The 17968-nt window shown below is 71.2% G+C and carries 21 protein-coding genes; 8 read left to right on the top strand and 13 right to left on the bottom strand.

The window, feature by feature from the left end; translation table 11 throughout:
* Positions 1-11: 11 nt before the first annotated feature.
* Complete coding sequence (locus ACIPSJ_RS06520) at positions 12-704, bottom strand: Crp/Fnr family transcriptional regulator (RefSeq protein ID WP_393655277.1); 693 nt, start codon at positions 702-704, stop codon at positions 12-14.
* A gap of 234 nt (positions 705-938) precedes the next feature.
* On the opposite strand from ACIPSJ_RS06520, the gene ACIPSJ_RS06515 reads away from it, so the two are divergent.
* Positions 939-1454, top strand: a complete 516-nt coding sequence (locus ACIPSJ_RS06515) for a DUF4396 domain-containing protein (protein ID WP_401344028.1) — start codon at positions 939-941, stop codon at positions 1452-1454.
* A 12-nt stretch (positions 1455-1466) separates the two neighbouring features.
* On the opposite strand, the gene ACIPSJ_RS06510 is transcribed toward ACIPSJ_RS06515, so the two are convergent.
* Positions 1467-2099: a sulfite oxidase-like oxidoreductase gene (locus ACIPSJ_RS06510; RefSeq protein WP_401344026.1), complete on the bottom strand. Its 633-nt coding sequence runs from the start codon at positions 2097-2099 to the stop codon at positions 1467-1469.
* Between the two features lie 182 nt (positions 2100-2281).
* Here ACIPSJ_RS06510 and bfr point away from each other — a divergent pair, with 182 nt between their 5' ends.
* On the top strand, positions 2282-2761 hold the full coding sequence (gene bfr / locus ACIPSJ_RS06505) for a bacterioferritin (protein ID WP_355707834.1): 480 nt from the start codon (positions 2282-2284) through the stop codon (positions 2759-2761).
* A 15-nt stretch (positions 2762-2776) separates the two neighbouring features.
* Here bfr and ACIPSJ_RS06500 read toward each other — a convergent pair whose 3' ends face one another.
* On the bottom strand, positions 2777-3022 hold the full coding sequence (locus ACIPSJ_RS06500) for a bacterioferritin-associated ferredoxin (protein ID WP_401344023.1): 246 nt from the start codon (positions 3020-3022) through the stop codon (positions 2777-2779).
* 122 nt (positions 3023-3144) lie between these two features.
* Positions 3145-4497 (bottom strand): class II 3-deoxy-7-phosphoheptulonate synthase, encoded by a 1353-nt coding sequence (locus ACIPSJ_RS06495; protein WP_355723304.1) that lies wholly within the window; start codon positions 4495-4497, stop codon positions 3145-3147.
* Between the two features lie 28 nt (positions 4498-4525).
* Here ACIPSJ_RS06495 and ACIPSJ_RS06490 point away from each other — a divergent pair, with 28 nt between their 5' ends.
* Both ACIPSJ_RS06490 and ACIPSJ_RS06485 read left to right on the top strand, forming a co-directional pair.
* A complete protein-coding gene (locus ACIPSJ_RS06490) occupies positions 4526-4660 on the top strand; it encodes a trp operon leader peptide (protein WP_401344019.1) in 135 nt (44 codons plus the stop codon).
* A gap of 101 nt (positions 4661-4761) precedes the next feature.
* The gene (locus ACIPSJ_RS06485) at positions 4762-6639 is read left to right on the top strand and encodes an anthranilate synthase family protein (RefSeq protein ID WP_401344016.1); all 1878 of its coding nucleotides are present in this window, start codon (positions 4762-4764) and stop codon (positions 6637-6639) included.
* A gap of 55 nt (positions 6640-6694) precedes the next feature.
* Here ACIPSJ_RS06485 and ACIPSJ_RS06480 read toward each other — a convergent pair whose 3' ends face one another.
* From ACIPSJ_RS06480 to ACIPSJ_RS06465, 4 genes are all read right to left on the bottom strand, one after another.
* Complete coding sequence (locus ACIPSJ_RS06480) at positions 6695-7723, bottom strand: 6-phosphofructokinase (protein ID WP_355723310.1); 1029 nt, start codon at positions 7721-7723, stop codon at positions 6695-6697.
* 148 nt (positions 7724-7871) lie between these two features.
* Positions 7872-8534 carry a response regulator transcription factor gene (locus ACIPSJ_RS06475; protein ID WP_355723312.1) on the bottom strand — a complete coding sequence of 221 codons (663 nt, stop codon included), beginning with the start codon at positions 8532-8534 and terminating at the stop codon, positions 7872-7874.
* Positions 8531-9745: a MacS family sensor histidine kinase gene (gene macS / locus ACIPSJ_RS06470; protein WP_359209536.1), complete on the bottom strand. Its 1215-nt coding sequence runs from the start codon at positions 9743-9745 to the stop codon at positions 8531-8533. The genes ACIPSJ_RS06475 and macS overlap by 4 nt, the downstream gene beginning before the upstream one ends.
* A gap of 29 nt (positions 9746-9774) precedes the next feature.
* Positions 9775-10509, bottom strand: coding sequence for a lysophospholipid acyltransferase family protein (locus ACIPSJ_RS06465; RefSeq protein ID WP_359209533.1), 735 nt, complete (start codon positions 10507-10509; stop codon positions 9775-9777).
* Positions 10510-10677: 168 nt separating this feature from the next.
* Between ACIPSJ_RS06465 and ACIPSJ_RS06460 the strand changes: the two genes are divergently transcribed.
* The 4 genes from ACIPSJ_RS06460 to ACIPSJ_RS06445 all read left to right on the top strand — a co-directional run bounded on the left by ACIPSJ_RS06460 (position 10678) and on the right by ACIPSJ_RS06445 (position 13802).
* Complete coding sequence (locus ACIPSJ_RS06460) at positions 10678-11457, top strand: alpha/beta fold hydrolase (protein ID WP_359209530.1); 780 nt, start codon at positions 10678-10680, stop codon at positions 11455-11457.
* On the top strand, positions 11450-12019 hold the full coding sequence (locus ACIPSJ_RS06455; RefSeq protein WP_359209528.1) for a hypothetical protein: 570 nt from the start codon (positions 11450-11452) through the stop codon (positions 12017-12019). Before ACIPSJ_RS06460 ends, ACIPSJ_RS06455 begins: the two co-directional genes overlap by 8 nt.
* A 168-nt stretch (positions 12020-12187) precedes the next feature.
* Positions 12188-12808: an RNA polymerase sigma factor gene (locus ACIPSJ_RS06450; protein WP_359209525.1), complete on the top strand. Its 621-nt coding sequence runs from the start codon at positions 12188-12190 to the stop codon at positions 12806-12808.
* Positions 12801-13802 carry a CU044_5270 family protein gene (locus tag ACIPSJ_RS06445; protein ID WP_401344010.1) on the top strand — a complete coding sequence of 334 codons (1002 nt, stop codon included), beginning with the start codon at positions 12801-12803 and terminating at the stop codon, positions 13800-13802. Before ACIPSJ_RS06450 ends, ACIPSJ_RS06445 begins: the two co-directional genes overlap by 8 nt.
* 4 nt (positions 13803-13806) lie before the next feature.
* On the opposite strand, the gene ACIPSJ_RS06440 is transcribed toward ACIPSJ_RS06445, so the two are convergent.
* The 5 genes from ACIPSJ_RS06440 to ACIPSJ_RS06420 all read right to left on the bottom strand — a co-directional run bounded on the left by ACIPSJ_RS06440 (position 13807) and on the right by ACIPSJ_RS06420 (position 17929).
* A complete protein-coding gene (locus ACIPSJ_RS06440; RefSeq protein WP_401344007.1) occupies positions 13807-14556 on the bottom strand; it encodes an endonuclease/exonuclease/phosphatase family protein in 750 nt (249 codons plus the stop codon).
* Positions 14557-14733: 177 nt separating this feature from the next.
* Complete coding sequence (locus tag ACIPSJ_RS06435; protein WP_355723329.1) at positions 14734-15687, bottom strand: ROK family glucokinase; 954 nt, start codon at positions 15685-15687, stop codon at positions 14734-14736.
* A 55-nt stretch (positions 15688-15742) separates the two neighbouring features.
* On the bottom strand, positions 15743-16204 hold the full coding sequence (locus ACIPSJ_RS06430; protein WP_359209517.1) for a DUF5304 domain-containing protein: 462 nt from the start codon (positions 16202-16204) through the stop codon (positions 15743-15745).
* Positions 16205-16267: 63 nt separating this feature from the next.
* A complete protein-coding gene (locus ACIPSJ_RS06425) occupies positions 16268-17431 on the bottom strand; it encodes an ArsA-related P-loop ATPase (protein ID WP_355723334.1) in 1164 nt (387 codons plus the stop codon).
* A 57-nt stretch (positions 17432-17488) separates the two neighbouring features.
* Entirely contained in the window at positions 17489-17929 is a 441-nt protein-coding gene (locus ACIPSJ_RS06420) for an SRPBCC family protein (RefSeq protein ID WP_355723336.1), read from the bottom strand.
* Positions 17930-17968 lie beyond the last annotated feature (39 nt).

The raw sequence follows: 17968 nt of genomic DNA, 5'->3' as shown, positions 1-17968 counted from the left end.
ACTCGGTTCTTCTAGGTCTCGTGCGGTTGTCCGGCGGCGAGCAGGCGGAGCGGGTCCAGATCGGCCACGGCCAGCGTGCCGGGACCGGTGCGGACCAGCCCTTGTTCGCGTAACAGGCGCAGGGCCTTGGCGACGGCCTCGCGGGTGGAGCCCACGGACGCGGCCAGTTCGTGCTGTGCGAGGGGCAGCCGTATCGTCACGGCCTCGTTCTCCAGCCGGCCGGTGCGGTCGGCCAGTTCGACCAGGCGCTCGGCGAGCCGCTGCAGCACGGTCATGGAGGCCAGGGCCCGGCGCTCGTGGTCCGCGCTGCGCAGCCGCTCGGCGAGCTGGCTCATCATCAGCGCGTTGGCGTGCGGCCGCGAGGCCAAAAACCGGCGGAACCGCTCACCGGACACGACCAGGCCGGTCACCGGGCCCAGGGTGCTCACCGAGGCGCTGCGCGGGCGGCCGTCGAGCGCCGCCATGTCGCCGACGACCTCGCCGGCCCGGCGCAGGGCCAGGATCAGCCGGCCGCCGCGCTCGGTCGGGGTCCACACCGTGCACCAGCCGCTGAGCAGGACCACCGCGAACGTGGTGCGATCACCCTCCGCGACGACCGTGTCGTACGGCGGGTACTCGTGCCGGGTACCCAAACCCGCCAGCGCTTCCCGGTCCCCCGGACCGAGGCCCCCCATGAAGGTATGCCGCTCTCCGAACAGCCCCACCGTCGTCCCCCGACCGCTCGCCCCCGAACCGGACCACAAGCGGAACCCCAAGGGCCCCTTGGATCCGTCTTTGCCCGGCATGTCTCCCGCCAGGCAAGGATCTCAGCGTAGCGCTCTGGGCACGGAAAGTGCCGTCCGTTACCGGAACGAGCCCCAACCCTTCACGGGAATACCCCAGGGGGGTATATATGTTGGCGCTACAGAAGGATCCGCACCTGACACCGGGGATCAGCCATGGACCACGAGCACACCGCCCATACGCATGAACAACACGCGGCACACGAGACGCACGGGCCGTCGCACGGCGGCACCGGCGCCTCCTGGACCATGGCCGCCCAGGCCACCCTGCACTGCCTCACCGGCTGCGCCATCGGCGAGGTGCTCGGCATGGTGGTCGGCACGGCCTTCGGCTGGGGGAACCTGCCGACCACCCTGCTGGCGATCGTGCTGGCGTTCTTCTTCGGCTACGCGCTCACCATGCGCGGGGTCCTGAAGGCGGGCGTCGACCTGCGCACCGCGCTGCGGGTGGCGCTGGCCGCGGACACCCTGTCGATCGCGGTGATGGAGCTGATCGACAACGGCACGATCCTGGTCTGGCCGGCCGCGATGGACGCCCAGCTGGGCGACGCGCTGTTCTGGATCTCGCTGGCCATCTCGCTGGTGCTCGCGTTCATCGTGACCACGCCGGTCAACAAGTGGACGATCGGGCGGGGCAAGGGGCACGCGGTGGTGCACCAGTACCACCACTGAGCCCGCCGGGCCTCAGAGCTCCGGACCGTCCCCCGGCCCCTCCTGGTAGGAGTAGCGCTGCTCCCGCCAGGGGTCGCCGATGTTGTGGTAGCCGCGCTCCTCCCAGAAGCCCCGGCGGTCGGCGGTCATGTACTCGATGCCGCGGACCCACTTGGGGCCCTTCCAGGCGTACAGATGGGGCACGACCAGGCGCACCGGGAAGCCGTGCTCGGCGGTGAGGAGTTCACCGTCCTTGTGGGTGGCGAAGATCGTGCGCTCGGCGGCGAAGTCCATGAGGCGCAGATTGGAGCTGAAGCCGTACTCGGCCCAGACCATCACATGGGTGACATCGGGGGCGGGCGGCGCGAGCTCCAGGACGGTCCACGCGGGGATCCCGCCCCACTCCGCGCCGAGCATGCTGAACTTCGTCACGCAGTGCAGATCGGCGACCACGGTGGTGTACGGCAGGGCGGTGAACTGCTCATGGTTCCAGGTGCGCACACCCCCGTCGGCGGTGGCGCCGAAGACCCTGAACTCCCAGCGCTCGGGCCGGAACTTGGGTACCGGACCGTAGTGGGTGACCGGCCAGCCGCGCTGCAGTCGCTGCCCCGGCGGAAGCTCGGACCCCGCGGCTTCTCGAGACGCACGCTCCACCGGATGACCCATGCCTTCCATCCTGACAGACCGCGGGCGGTGCACCTGACCAGGCAGACCGCCCACCGGTCATCAAATCGGTCAACTGCCACCAAGCATGGACTTACTTACTAAGTCCGCACTTACTGGACGATCTTCTACGCCAGTGCAATCATGCGCCGCAAACACCCCCGTGCGTGGAAGGAGCCTCTGCGATGCAGGGCGACCCCGAGGTCATCGAATTCCTCAACGAGCAGCTCACCGGTGAGCTCACGGCGATCAACCAGTACTTCCTGCACGCGAAGATGCAGGAGAACTTCGGCTGGTTCAAGCTCGCGAAGTACACCCGGCACGAGTCGTTCGACGAGATGAAGCACGCCGAGGTGCTCACCGACCGGATCCTGTTCCTGGAGGGGCTGCCCAACTACCAGCGGCTGTTCCACGTCCGCGTGGGACAGACCGTGAAGGAGATGTTCGAGGCCGACCGGCAGATCGAGGTGGAGGCGATCGACCGGCTCAAGCGCGGGATCAAGGTGATGCGCGAGAAGGGCGACATCACGTCCGCGAACATCTTCGAGGACATCCTCAAGGACGAGGAGCACCACATCGACTACCTCGACACCCAGCTGGAGCTGGTGGAGAAGCTCGGCGAGGCGCTCTACATCGCCCAGCTGATCGAGCAGCCGGAGAGCTGACCCGGGCGACTCGGCCTAGGCGGCTTCGCCCAGTCCGTCGAGCCCGCCGTCGATCTCGGAGAGCACCGGGCGGCCCTGGTCGGCCAGCTCACGGCGGGGGCAGGCGCCCCGGCCCAGGATCGCCTGGATGCGGCGGACGCACGAACCGCAGTCCGTGCCCGCCTTGCAGGCGGACGCTATCTGGCGAGGGGTGCAGGCGCCGTCCTCCGCGTGCTTTTTGACCTGCGCCTCGGTCACCCCGAAACAGCTGCAGACGTACACGCGGATTCACCTCCCGCCGGGATCGATAAGGTCAACCTAACCTTACCCGGCGCGCCCGGCCCGCAAAAGTGCGGTGGGGCGCGGATCGTATGTGATCCGCGCCCCACCCCATGGTCGACCGGTCACTGGTCCCGGTACATCTCCGCGACGAGGAACGCCAGGTCCAGGGACTGGCTGCGGTTCAGGCGGGGGTCGCAGGCCGTCTCGTAGCGCTGGTGCAGGTCGTCGACGAAGATCTCGTCGCCGCCGCCCACGCACTCGGTGACGTCGTCACCGGTGAGCTCGACATGGATGCCGCCCGGGTGGGTGCCGAGGGTCTTGTGGACCTCGAAGAAGCCCTTGACCTCGTCGAGCACGTCGTCGAAGCGGCGGGTCTTGTGGCCCGAGGCCGCCTCGAAGGTGTTGCCGTGCATCGGGTCGGTCACCCAGGCCACGGTGGCACCCGACGCGGTGACCTTCTCGACCAGCTCGGGAAGCTTGTCCCGGACCTTGTCCGCGCCCATCCGGACGACGAAGGTCAGCCGGCCCGGCTCGCGGTCCGGGTCGAGGCGGTCGATGTAGCGCAGCGCCTCCTCGGCCGTCGTGGTCGGGCCGAGCTTGAGGCCGAGCGGGTTGCGGATCTTCGAGGCGAACTCGATGTGCGCCCCGTCCAGCTGCCGGGTGCGCTCACCGATCCACACCATGTGCGCCGAGACGTCGTACAGCTTGCCGGTACGGGAGTCGACCCTGGTCAGGGCGGACTCGTAGTCGAGGAGCAGCGCCTCGTGCGAGGAGAAGAACTCGACCGTCTTGAACTCCTCGGGCTCCGCGCCGCAGGCCCGCATGAAGTTCAGCGCGTTGTCGATCTCGCGTGCGAGCTGCTCGTAGCGCTGGCCCGACGGGGAGGACTTCACGAAGTCCTGGTTCCAGGCGTGCACCTGGCGCAGGTCGGCGTAGCCGCCGGTGGTGAAGGCACGCACCAGGTTCAGCGTGGAGGCGGACGCGTTGTACATCCGCTTCAGCCGCTCGGGGTCCGGGATACGGGCCTTCTCGTCGAAGTCGAAGCCGTTGACCGAGTCGCCGCGGTACGTCGGCAGGGTCACGCCGTCGCGGGTCTCGGTCCCCTTGGAGCGCGGCTTGGAGTACTGGCCGGCGATCCGGCCCACCTTCACCACGGGCACCGACGCCGCGTACGTCAGCACGGCACCCATCTGGAGGAGGGTCTTGAGCTTGTTGCGGATGTGGTCGGCCGACACGGCGTCGAAGGCCTCGGCGCAGTCGCCGCCCTGGAGGAGGAACGCCTCTCCCTTGGCGACGGCCGCCATCCGGGCGCGCAGCTGGTCGCACTCGCCCGCGAAGACGAGCGGCGGATACGACTCCAGCTCCGCAACGACTGCGCGCAGAGCCTCGGGGTCGGGGTACTCGGGCTGCTGCGCCGCGGGCAGGTTTCGCCAGGTGTTGCCAGCACCGAGGCTGGTCTTAGCGTTCACGGTCACCTCGTAAACATTACGGGGTCGTGTCGCCATGTATTCCTCCCGCTCGACTGGTGAGACAGAGCGATTGTCCTGTGGACAGGGCGTGGAGTGGGGTAGGGTTTTTCGCATGTTCGCGCATTCGACCCAGAACTGGTGGTGGACCGCTTCTCCGGCGGCCCACTGACTGCGCGTACGCAAGACTTCGCGAAGGCCGCCCGAGGGGCGGCCTTCGGTGTTTTCCGGGGTCGTTCCTCTCACCTACCAGCCCCACCGGGCAGAGGAACCATGGACCTGACCCAGTTGCTCCACGACGACCGCCCCTTCGCCCTGCTCCGCCGGCGCACGCCCGGCCACGACGAGAACACGGTGGAGGTCCTGGTCGGCCCGGTCACCGCCCACGACCGGCTCGCCGACCTGCCCGAGGAGGGGCTCGCCCTCGTGCCGTACCGGCAGATCCGGGAGCGGGGGTTCGATGTGCGGGACGACGGGACGCCGCTGCTGATGCTGTCGCCTTCGGTGGTATGTCACATTCCACTCGACGAGGCCCTCGCGGCCCTCCCCGCCCACGACGTCCACGTCGCGGCCGGCGCCTTCGACGTCGACGACGACGCGTACGCCGAGATCGTCGGCCGGGTGCTACGCGAGGAGATCGGCCGGGGCGAGGGCGCGAACTTCGTGATCCGGCGGACGTACCAGGGCCAGATCCCCGGCTTCGGCCGCGCCGACGCGCTGGCGCTGTTCCGGCGGCTCCTGGAGGGCGAGCGGGGCGCGTACTGGACGTTCGTCGTGCACACCGGGGACCGCACGCTGGTCGGGGCCAGCCCGGAGGTGCATGTCCGGATGTCCGGCGGCACGGTCGTCATGAACCCGATCAGCGGCACCTACCGCTATCCCGCCGAGGGCCCCACCCCCGAGCACCTGCTCGATTTCCTCGCCGACGGCAAGGAGATCGAGGAGCTGTCGATGGTCGTCGACGAGGAGCTGAAGATGATGTGCACCGTCGGCGACATGGGCGGGGTCGTCGTCGGGCCCCGGCTGAAGGAGATGGCGCACCTCGCGCACACCGAGTACGAGCTGCGCGGCAGGTCCTCGCTGGATGTGCGGGAGGTCCTGAAAGAGACCATGTTCGCGGCGACCGTCACCGGCTCGCCGGTGCAGAACGCCTGCCGGGTGATCGAGCGCCACGAGGTCGGGGGGCGCGGCTACTACGCCGGTGCGCTGGCCCTGCTCGGCCGGTACGCGGGTGACGGGCGGGACGAGTCTGTCGGCGCCCAGACCCTGGACTCCCCCATCCTCATCCGTACCGCCGACATCGACGCGCGGGGGCGGCTGCGGGTGCCCGTCGGCGCCACGCTGGTGCGCGGCTCGGACCCGGCGGGCGAGGTCGCGGAGACCCACGCGAAGGCCGCGGGGGTGCTGGCCGCCCTGGGTGTACGACCGGCCCGGCCGCGTGCGGAGGGTGCGCGCCCCCGGCTGGCCGACGATCCCCGGGTGCGGGCCGCGCTGGACGGGCGCCGGGCCGCGCTGGCGCCGTTCTGGCTGCGGATGCGGGAGCGGACGGAGGAGCTGGCCGGGCACGCGCTCGTGGTGGACGCGGAGGACACGTTCACGGCGATGCTCGCGCATGTGCTGCGGGCCGGGGGGCTGGACGTCACCGTCCGGCGGTACGACGAGCCCGGGCTGCGGGAGGCGGTGCGCGCGCACGAGGGTCCGGTGGTGCTGGGCCCGGGCCCCGGTGACCCGTCCGACCTGGACGATCCGAAGATGCGGTTCCTGCGGAAGCTGACGGCGACGGTGCTCCGCGAGCACCGGCACGGGGTGCTGGGCGTCTGCCTCGGGCACGAGCTGATCGCGGCCGAGCTGGGCCTGGAGATCGTCCGCAAGGAGGTGCCGTACCAGGGGGCGCAGACGACCGTGGACCTGTTCGGGCGGCCGGAGACCGTCGGCTTCTACAACAGCTTCGTGGCCCGCTGCGACGAGGAGGCGGCACGGGAGCTGGCGGCGCACGGGGTGGAGGTGAGCCGGGCGGCGAACGGGGAGGTGCACGCGCTGCGCGCCGCCCGCTTCACCTCGGTCCAGTTCCACCCGGAGTCGATCCTGACGCTGAACGGCCAGGCGATCGTGGCGGAGCTGCTGAGCGGAGCTCTTCTCCGCCAGCCGTGACCGGGCGGCTGCGCCGGGCCGTGGGCGGGATCCGGCCCACAGCCCGGCGCGCCGGTCAGCCGAAGAACACCCCGACCTCTTCGTAGAGCTTCAGGTCGACGGTCTTCAGTTTGGCCGTGGCCTCGGCGATCGGCACCCGGACGATGTCGGTGCCGCGCAGGGCGACCATCTTGCCGAAGTCGCCGTCGCGGACGGCCTCGATGGCGTGCAGGCCGAAGCGGGTGGCGAGCCAGCGGTCGAAGGCGCTCGGGGTGCCGCCGCGCTGGATGTGCCCGAGGACCGTGGTGCGGGCCTCCTTGCCGGTGCGCTTCTCGATCTCCTTGGCGAGCCACTCGCCGACCCCGGAGAGGCGGACGTGGCCGAAGGAGTCGAGGGTGCCGTCCTTGAGGACGGCGTCGCCGTCCTTGGGCATGGCGCCCTCGGCGACGACCACGATCGGGGCGTAGGACGCCTTGAAGCGGGAGGTCACCCAGGCGCAGACCTGGTCGACGTCGAAGCGCTGCTCGGGGATGAGGATGACGTTGGCGCCGCCGGCGAGACCGGAGTGGATGGCGATCCAGCCGGCGTGCCGGCCCATCACCTCGCAGACCAGGACCCGCATGTGCGATTCGGCGGTGGTGTGCAGGCGGTCGATCGCCTCGGTGGCGATGCCGACGGCGGTGTCGAAGCCGAAGGTGTAGTCGGTGGCGGACAGGTCGTTGTCGATGGTCTTCGGGACGCCGACGACGGGCACGCCGTACTCGTCGGTGAGGCGCGCGGCCACGCCCAGGGTGTCCTCGCCGCCGATCGCGATGAGCGCCTCGACCTCCAGCTTGGCGAGGTTGTCCTTGATCCGGCGGATGCCGTTCTCCTGCTTGAGGGGGTTGGTGCGCGAGGAGCCGAGGATGGTGCCGCCGCGGGGCAGGATGCCGCGCACGGCGGGGATGTCGAGGCGGACGGTGTCGCCTTCGAGGGGTCCGCGCCAGCCGTCCCGGAAACCGACGAAGTCGTAGCCGTACTCCTGCACGCCCTTGCGGACGACGCCCCGGATGACGGCGTTGAGCCCGGGGCAGTCGCCGCCTCCGGTCAGTACTCCGACCCGCATGGAAATGTCCCTTCGCCGCGGTTGCCTGGTGAGGGTCACGCTAGTGGTGATCCAGGTCACACAGGGATGGGCGGGAAGGGCAATTCCGGTGAATCGGTGGGCGGTTGGTTTACTTGCCGTCAAGCGCGAAGATCACATCAGCTGTGGATCATTCGTCGTCGAGGCCGCGCTCTATCGCATAACGGACCAGCTCCACCCTGTTGTGCAGCTGGAGTTTGCCGAGGGTGTTCTGGACGTGGTTCTGCACCGTGCGGTGCGAGATGACCAGGCGCTCGGCGATCTGCTTGTAGCTCAGGCCCTTGGCGACCAGCCGCAGCACCTCGGTCTCGCGGTCGGTGAGCCGGGGCGCGTCGGGCCGCTCGGCGTCCGCGGCCGGGGCCGGTTCGGAGGCGAGCCGGCGGTACTCGCCGAGGACCAGCCCGGCGAGGCCGGGCGTGAACACCGGGTCGCCGACGGCGGTACGGCGCACCGCGTCCAGGAGTTCCTCGGTCGAGGCCGACTTCAGCAGATAGCCGGTCGCGCCGGACTTCACCGCCTCCAGGACGTCGGCGTGCTCCCCGCTGGCCGAGAGGACCAGGACCCGCAACGCCGGGTTGTGGCCGACGAGTTCCTTGCAGACCTGGACGCCGGGCTTGGCGGGCAGGTTGAGGTCCAGCACGAGGACGTCGGGCGCGGCGGCCTTGGCCCGGCGCACCGCCTGGTCGCCGTCACCGGCGGTGGCGACCACCTCGAACCCGGACTCGGCCAGGTCCCGGGCGACCGCGTCGCGCCACATCGGGTGGTCGTCGACCACCATCACCTTGATGCTCATCGCCGCTCCGCCTTCCCCGGGGAGACCTTCGGTACCTTCAGCTCCACTTCCGTGCCCTGCCCGGGAGTCGAGAACAGTTCGGCGCTGCCGCCGAGGTCGCGCAGCCGTCCGCGGATCGACTGGGCCACCCCGAGCCGCCCCTCCCCCTCGGCCTGGGCGAGCCGGCCCTCCGGGATGCCGGGGCCGTCGTCCCGTACGGTCACCACGATCCCGTCCGGCTCGTCCTCGACCAGGATCCAGGCCCGGGCCGTCTCCCCCGCGTGCCGGCGCACGTTCTCCAGGGCGGCGCCGACGGCGGCGGCCAGTTCACGGGCCGCGTGCGGCGCCAGCGTCACCGGAGCGCCGGGCTCGGCGAGGCTCACCCGGGACCCGGCGTAGGGCGCGAGCAGCGCCCGCAGATCGACGGGACCGGAGTCGTCCGGTTCCTCGACGAGGCGTACGACCGCCCCGTCGGCGGCGTCCTCGGAGGCCCGCGAGAGCGGCACCAGGCCGCCGGAGACGAGCGTGCGCAGGGCCACCTCCTGCTCCCCGGCCAGCCGCCCGAGTTCGGACGCCTCGCCGCCGAGGACCGCCCCGCGCCGCTGCACCATGGCGAGCACCTGGAGCACGCTGTCGTGGATGTCCCGGGCCAGCCGCTCGCGTTCCCGGGTGGCGGCCTCGATCTCCAGGGCGCGGGCGAGGGTGCGCTCGGAGGCGCGGGCGACCTCGACGACGTACCCGATGGCGATGGACGCGACCCAGACCAGGACCACGCTGTGGACGGTGTCGCGGGCCGGGTGGCCGCGCTCGATCAGGTTGGCGGCGGCGACCGGGGTGGAGGCGAACGCGGCCCAGCGCCAGCCGCCCTTGATGGCGAAGGCGAGGACCGAGCCCGCGGTCCATATCGACGGCAGGGTCGGGCCGCCGCGGTCGATATGGCCTTGGGTGACCACCCAGGGGGTCAGCACGATGCCGGTGATCGCGATCGCGAGGTCGACGGCGAGGAAGCGCCTGGTGCAGGCCGCCGCGCTCTGCACGCGGGGCAGGGTCGCCAGGGTCCAGACGGTCAGGACGGCGTAGTAGCCGATGGCGACGCCCGCACGGTCGTAGTCCTCGTAGGCGGAGGCGAACAGGCCTATCGCGTACAGCAGGGTCAGCACGCGGTAGCCGGTGAGCGCACGCCACAGCGGCTGCTCGACCGACATCCGTACGACCCGTTCCCGCTTGGTCATCTCCCCCAGCCCCCCTCACCGGCCCCCTGCTAGGACTCGGCGGCCTTCTTCTCGGCCTTCGCCGCGTCCTTCTCGGCCTTGGCGGCCTCGGCGATCTGCCGCTTGGCGGCGGTCGCGTAGATGTCGACGTACTCCTGGCCGGAGAGCTTCATGATCTCGTACATGACCTCGTCGGTCACCGCGCGCAGCACGAACCGGTCGTGCTCCATGCCCTGGTAGCGGCTGAAGTCCAGCGGCCTGCCGATCCGGATGCCCGGGCGCATCAGCTTGGGCATCACCTGCCCCGGCGGCTGGATCTTCTCGGTGTCGATCATGGCGACCGGGATCACCGGGGCGCCGCTCGCGAGCGCCACGCGCGCGAGGCCGCCGGGCTTGCCCCGGTAGAGACGGCCGTCGGGCGAGCGGGTGCCCTCCGGGTAGATGCCGAACAACTCGCCGCGCTCCAGCACCTCCAGGCCGCTCCTGATCGCCGCCTCGCCGGCGCCGCGCGCGCCGGAACGGTCCACCGGGAGCTGGCCGACACCCTTGAAGAAGGCGGCCGTCAGCCGGCCCTTCACCCCGGGTGTGGTGAAGTACTCGGCCTTCGCGATGAAGGTGACCTTGCGGTCCAGCACCGCGGGCAGGAAGAACGAGTCCGAGAAGGACAGGTGGTTACTGGCCAGGATGGCCGCGCCCTCGGCCGGGATGTTCTCCAGGCCCTCCACCCAGGGCCTGAAGGTGACCTTCAGCGGTCCCCCGATGGCGACCTTCATCGCGCCGTACAACAACCCAGTGCCTCCTGTTTCCGTCGATGAGACCTTAACCCGGAGCGCCGGGAATGGGCCCGACGACCCTGGTCGGTGTCAGTGCCGTCGCGTACGGTGAAGCACATCCGAAGTCGTCGTTCGGGCCCCGCGCAGTTCCCGCCCCCACTCATGAATTGGAGACCGAAGGTGCCGGTTCTCCCCGGAGCCGAGCCGTACCGCCATGACGGCGGGGAGGTCGGTGTCCTCCTGTGTCATGGTTTCACCGGCTCGCCCCAGTCGCTGCGCCCCTGGGCGGAGCACCACGCGGCACACGGCCTGACCGTGTCCCTGCCCCTGCTGCCCGGGCACGGCACCCGCTGGGAGGACATGCAGGTCACCGGCTGGCAGGACTGGTACGCGGAGGTGGACCGCGAGCTGCGGCTGCTGCGCGAGCGCTGCTCCCAGGTGTTCGTGGCGGGCCTGTCGATGGGCGGCACGCTGGCGCTGCGGCTGGCCGCCAAGAACGGGACGGGTGTGGACGGCGTGGTGATCGTCAACCCGGCGAACAAGGTGCACGGCCTGTCGGCGTACGCCCTTCCGGTGGCCCGGCATCTCGTGCGGACGACCCCGGGCATCGCCAGCGACATCGCCAAGCCGGGCGCGGCGGAGGTGGGGTACGACCGGGTGCCGCTGCACAGCGCGCACTCGCTGCGGAACTTCTTCCGCCGGGTGGACGGTGAGCTTCCGCAGGTGACCCAGCCGCTGCTGCTTCTGCACAGCACCCAGGACCATGTGGTGCCGCCGGCCGATTCCGCCCGGATCCTGAGCCGGGTGTCCTCCACGGACGTAACCGAGGTCGTGCTGGAACAGAGTTACCACGTGGCGACGTTGGACCACGATGCGGACCGGATCTTCGAGGAGAGCCTCGCCTTCATCGGCCGGCTCGCACCCAGTGTCGGCAAGGAAGGGACGGCCGCAGTTGGCTGAGCACGACTCCGACCGCGAGGACCGCGAGCCGGACGAGAAAGGGGTGCCCTTCGACGAGGCGGCCGCCTGGGCGGCGATCGTCGCGGGGTACGGCGACGAACCACCGGACCCGCCGGGCTCGAAGCCCTTCAAGCCGGTGGAGGATCTCGCGCTGCCGGCGATGGAGGGGGACGAGACAGAGCCGGACTCCGGGGCGGCCGAGGAGCAGGTGCCCGCGAAGCCGCTGGGCAGTTCCGTCTCCTTCGCGCCCGGGGTGGGCCCGCGTGACTACACGGCGCCGGAGGCGTCCGAGGACGATTTCGACGAGGACGACGAGGGCCACTTCGTGCCGCCCGAGCCGCCGCCGCTGCCGTCCGCCGACACGACGGCCAGGTTCGCCTGGCTGGGCGTGGTCGGCGGGCCGATCCTGCTGCTGCTCGCGGTGCTGCTCGGCTGGGACATGACCTGGTGGCTGGCGACCCTGGGCATCGGCGGCTTCCTCGGCGGCTTCGTCACCCTGGTGACCCGCATGAAGACGGACGACGACGAGGACGGCGACCCCGGGCGGGGTGCCGTCGTCTGACCGATCAGCTCCCGCCCGAGGGCCCGTCCGGAGTCGCTCCGGACGGGCCCTCGCGTTTCCGGGCGCGGCCCCGTCCCGAAAGGGAACTCGATTCCGCCGAGCGGCGAAGGAGAGGTGAACCAACAAGCCCAAGCCTTCGAGGCGTTCGGACGAACGAGAGGAGCCCCGATGACCGTCGAACCGGGCGTCGGTACCCGCGCGGAGGATCGCGGGGGGAGTGACGCCTGCGTGATCGAGCGGTCCCGGGATGAGCCCGAAGCATTCGCCGCGCTCTACGACCGCCATGCCGACGCCGTGCACCGTTACGCGGCGAGACGGCTCGGTCCGGAGGCCGCGGAGGATCTGATGGCGGAGACCTTCGTCACCGCTTTCCAGAGACGCAAGACCTACGACCTCACGCGTGCCGATGCCCGTCCGTGGCTGTTCGGCATCGCGACCAACCTCGTGGGCCGGCACCGCCGGGCCGAGGCACGCCGCTTCAAGGCGCTCGCCAAGGTCCCGACGCCGGTCGAGCACGAGGAACCGGTCGCGGACCGCGCGGTCGCCAGGGCCGGTGCCACGGGGGTGCGCCGGGACCTGGCGGCCGCGCTGGCCGGGCTGTCCGCCCGGCATCGCGATGTGGTGCTCCTGGTGGCCTGGGGTGACCTCGACTACGAGGAGGTGGCCCTGGCGCTGGGAGTGCCGGTCGGCACGGTCAGATCGCGGCTGCACCGGGCCCGCAGCAGATTGCGCGAAGCACTGGGCGGCACCGATCCGACGGCTTTCCGGGAGGCAGACGCCCATGCGTGACATCGATGAACTGCGCGAGCTGAGAGACTTCGACACGGGGGCTCCCCCGCTCGACGACGGGACCAGGCGCCGGGCGCGGGCCCGCCTGCTCACGGCGATCAACGGCCCTGCCGTGCGCGTACGGGCCCAGCGCCCCGTCCTGCGCATCGCCCTGTCCGGCGCGCTCGCCGCCGCGGTCGCCGTCGGCGTACTGGTCGCCGTACAGGACGACGGCACCCGCACGCACCGCACGGCGAATCCGCCGGCCACCAGTGCTCCCGCCATGCGGAACATGAGCGCGCAGATGGTGCTCAAGGGGGCTGCCGCGTACGCGCGCGAGCACGAGCGGACGGTCAGTCCGCGGGACGACCAGTTCATCTACACCAAGGAGATCATCAAGGAGACCGACCAGAAGACGGGTGTCACGAAGAGCCATGTCGACGAGAACTGGCGCTCGGTGGACGGCTCCAAGCGGTCCTGGACCATGGAGATCGGCCACGGCTGGTGGTCGCCGCCGCTGAAGGCGAACGAGACCGTGTGGCCGCCGCAGGACTGGAGCACGTTGCGGAAGCTGCCGACCGACCCGGAAAAGCTGATCCTCGTGCTCGCCGACGAGCACAGCAGCAGGACCAAGTCCCTGGACGACCTGACCGACGAGGACTGGTGGTCGATCCACTTCAGCCTCGCCGGGTTGCTCAAGCTGGTCCCGGTGATGCCGGAGGGGTTGCGACCGGCGGCCTACGAGGCGCTCGGCATGGTGCCGGGTGTGAAGCTCGTGCCGAACCAGAAGGACGCGAAGGGGCGTACCGGCGTGGCCATCACGTACGACGACCCGACGCTCCCGAAGGGCTCGGTGGGCTTCGGCGGCTACTTCATCTTCGACCCCGTGACATACGAGTTCCTCGGCTTCCGCGACGTACGCACCTCGGGCGACGGCGCGGCCATGAAGACGTACACCCAGCTCTCGTATCTCGACAGCTGGGCCATCGTGGACAGGGTGAAGGAGCGGCCGTAGAGCGCTAGGAGGCGGCGGGGACCCTGAGGGCGGCCAGGACCGGGAGATGGTCGGTGGCCGCCCTCAGGTCTGCGTCGGTGATACCGGGGAGGCCCGTCGGTACACCGCAGCCGAGTACCTCGATGCCCTTCGTCGCGAAGATGGCGTCGATGCGCTGGTGCGGGTCGGTGGAGTCGGAGGTGAACTCGCCGCCCCAGGGGGCGGTGGTGCGGCAGTCCTGGAGGGTGTCGGCCAGGCGGCGGAAGGTGCGGCCGTCGGGGCGGTCGTTGAGGTCGCCGCCCGCGATGGCGTGCTCCACGCCCAGGCCGGCGAGGCGGTCGAGGAGCATGCCGCCCTGCTCGTGGCGCTCGTCCTGCTGGAGGCCGAGGTGGAAGCTGGCGACGCCCAGACGGACGGCACCGAAGCGGACGACCGCGGTCGCCAGGCCGCGGCGGTGCAGGCCGGGGGTGAGCGGGAGCAGGACGTCCTCGGTCCGCTCGACGGTGGCGCGCAGGTCGCAGAGGATCGCCGGGCCCGCCGCGGTCGCCCCGCCGGTGAGGATCACCAGGTCGGCGGCGGAGGCCAGCCGGGCGAGCTTCTTGCGCCAGCGGAAGAAGCGGGGCGCTTCCTGGACGAGGACCAGGTCGGGGGCGCAGGCCTTGATGACGCGGGCGAGGGCGTCGGCGTCGTCCCGCATGGAGCGGATGTTGTAGCTGAGGACGCGGATGACGGCGGAACCGTCGGGCTCTGTGTGGGAGTTGGGGAGCGGCGCCATGTGATCAATCTACGCCGGGTGCGGGAGCTGTGCCCCCAATGGGGTGGGGCGCGAGGTGTGTGCGCGACTGCCGGTGCGTCGTGGCTTGTCGCGCCCACGCGGCGGCAGCCGCACATCAAACACAGCCCCGCGCCCCTTGGGGAAGTGCAGTTGCCGCACCTCAAAGGGTCCGGGGCATCACATGATCGGGTCCGGCTCTCTCGCCAGGTCGGCGGCGCCGACCAGGCCTGCCTCGTTGCCCAGTTGGGCGGCGATGACCTCGGCGACCGGGCGCCAGTTGCCGCCTACCAGCCAGCGCTTGTAGGACTTGCGGATCGGGTCGAGGACCAGTTCGCCCTCGTCCGAGAGGCCGCCGCCGACGATGAAGGCGGAGGGGTCGAAGAGGGAGGCGAGGTCGGCGAGGCCGGCGCCGGCCCAGCGGGCGAGCTCGCGGTAGGAGTCGACGGCGACCAGGTCGCCCTGGCGGGCGGCCATGGAGATGTGCTTGCCCTCGATGCCCTCGGGGGTGCCGTCACCGAGGCCGAGCAGGATCTCGGCGGCTTCCGGGGTGGCGTTGGCGCGCTGCTTGGCGTAGCGGACGAGGGCGCGGCCGGAGGCGTACTGCTCCCAGCAGCCCTGCGAGCCGCAGCCGCAGAGCAGGCCGTCCGGGACCATGCGGATGTGACCGAATTCGGCGGCGACCCCGAAGTGGCCGCGGCGCAGCTTGTTGCCGATGATGATGCCGCCACCGAGGCCGGTGCCGAGGGTGATGCAGATGACGTTGCGGTGGCCCTTGCCGGCGCCGAACTTGTACTCGCCCCAGGCGGCCGCGTTGGCGTCGTTCTCCACGACCACGGGGAGGCCGACGCGGGCCTCGACCTTCTCCTTCAGCGGCTCCTGGCGCCAGTCGATGTTGGGCGCGAAGTAGACCGTGGAGCGCTGCCGGTTCACGTAACCGGCCGCCCCGATGCCCACGCCGACGATCTCGTGCCCGGCACGGGCGCCCTCTACGGCGGAAGCAATGGCGTCCACGATGCCCTCGGGCGTACCCGGGGTCGGCACCTTGTGGGTCGAGAGGATGTTGCCTTCCTCATCGACCACGCCGGCCGCGATCTTCGTGCCGCCGATGTCGACGCCGATGGTGAGTCCCATGAATCCCTCAGTTTCGGTCGAGCCCCGCTACGGCCAACCGTACCCGAGGGGGCTGTCAGTCGAGATCGATGCGCTCGCCCGGGCCGGTGCCCTCGCCCTTGTCGGGGTTGCCGGAGGTCCAGCGGGTCTCCTGGGCCTGGACCGCGGAGCGGTAGGCGGCGAGGAGCTCGCTGCCGGCGGCGGCCAGGTGGTCGAAGACGTCCGGGTTGCGCTCTATGACGGGCTCGACGGCGTTCTTCGCCTGCTGGACGACCTGCCGGACCACCTGCTGGGCGGCGGGTCCGGCGACCGCGCCGAGGAGCGGGGTCTGCAGGCCGGAGAGCTTGTCGGCGACGGTGTCGACGAGCTTGCGCAGTTCCTCGGCGGCCGAGCCCGGGGGCGGGCCGTACTGGGTGCGGCGGCGGGCCTTCTCCGCGGCGAGGTCCTCGGCACAGGCCGTGGCCCAGGCGTCGTCGTCCGTCGCCCGTACCTCGTCCGCGGCCTCGGAGGCGTCAGCTGTGGGGCGCTCTTCGCTCATGACGGACTCCTGACTACGGTTCGTCTCTACGACGTTACCCGAACGGGCGTACCGGTTTCACCGTCAGCGCGGCCACAGATCCGGGTCCGGCGCGAAGCGCAGCCTCAGCTCGCCGTCGCGCAGCGCCGCCCCGGCGACCGTGCAGCGGCGCAGGGCCGAGGGCAGCGAGACGATACGGCGGAAGCCGCCCACCGTGATCACCACCTCGTCGCCGCGCCGGACGAGGTCGAGGTCGTCCCGTATCGCGCCGGGCAGCGGGATGTGCCAGACCAGGACGCCGTCCCCCTCGACCAGGTCGGCGACGGGCCACTCGACCGGGTCGGGCGCGGTGTTGACGCCGGGTGCCTCGGGCACGGCGAGCGCGGCGAGGTCGTCGGTGCCGCGCGGGTCGTGGCCGAGATGGGCGACGGCCGTGACGTCCTGCTCCTCGCCCCACTCGGCGAGGGTCTTGCGCTGCTGGGCGACGAGACCGTGCAGGGGGGTGGCCTCGGGCAGCACCCGGTTGGCGACCACGGTCTCGGTGCGCAGTCCGCGCAGGGCGAGGCCGAGCCGGGCGGTGCGCACGGCGTCGGCGCCGGCCGGACCGGGTTCGGCGACCAGGCGTACGACGGTGCGGCGGTCGGCGAGGACGGCCTCGACGGCGGCCAGCTCCACGTCCCAGCGGGCGGCCGTCTCGTAGAGCCAGTCGGCGGGCATGGGCACGCCGGCGAGCCTGCCGAGGACGGGGCGCAGGGCGCGGGCCGCCTGCCGCTCGGGCGGGAGCAGCCGGCGCAGATAGCGGCGGAGCTCCTCGGGGAGGGCGAGCAGGGCGAGGGCCTGGGAGACCGGCGGGAGGTCCACGACGAGCAGCTCGTAGCGCTCGGAGAGGGCGGCGTCGCGCAGCGCGCGGAGCAGGGAGAGTTCCTCGGCGCCGGGGAGGGGGGTGAGCTCCTCCGCGTCCAGGCGGGAGGCGCCGAGGAGGTCGAGGACGTTCGCGGCACGGGACTGGAAGGCGGTGAGGTCCTCGCGGAAGCGGGCGGCCGCGTCGGGGCGCCAGGCCGTGAGGGTGCCGGTCACCCGGGCCGGCACCGGTCCTGTCGCCGTACCCAGGGCCGCGCCGAGGGTGTCCGTGCGGTCGGCGCTCAGCACGAGGGTCGGAATACCCTCGCCCGCGGCGCGCAGTGCGGTCGCCGCGGCGACGGTCGTACGACCGCTGCCGCCGGGGCCGGTGATCAGGAGGGTGCGCATGAGGGTGAACCGTAACGGACGTCCAGGTGAGCCCTCGCCCAGCCGCGGCCGACCGAACTACGCGCCCGCCTCGACCCGCTTCTTCAGTCCCGCGAGCGCCCGGTCGATGATGACCTTCTCGGCCTTGCGCTTGATCATGCCGAGCATGGGGATCTTGACGTCGACCGTCAGCGAGTAGGTGACCTCGGTCGCCCCGGCCCCCGCCGGCTTCAGCAGGTACGAGCCGTCCAGGGAGCGCAGCATCTGGGACTTCACGAGCGTCCAGGAGACCTCGTTGTCGCCGGTCCAGGTGTACCCCAGCGTCTGGTCGTCCTTGATCGCACCGGCGTCCATGACCAGCCGGACCTGCTCGGCGCGGCCCTGGGCGTCGGCCTTCAGGACCTCCGCCTCCTTCACCTCACCGGTCCAGTCCGGGTAGCGGGCGAAGTCGGCGATGACCGCCATGACGTCGGCCGGGGCCGCCTCGATCGTGATGCTCGAGCTGGTGTGTTCCGCCATCGCCGTGGCTCCTCCAGATGCGGGCCGGTGAGACCATTT

Source organism: Streptomyces sp. NPDC090088, from assembly GCF_044747345.1.
Taxonomy (GTDB): Bacteria; Actinomycetota; Actinomycetes; order Streptomycetales; family Streptomycetaceae; genus Streptomyces.
Note: the sequence above shows the minus strand (reverse complement) of the source record. Positions and strands in the feature narration are given on the sequence as shown.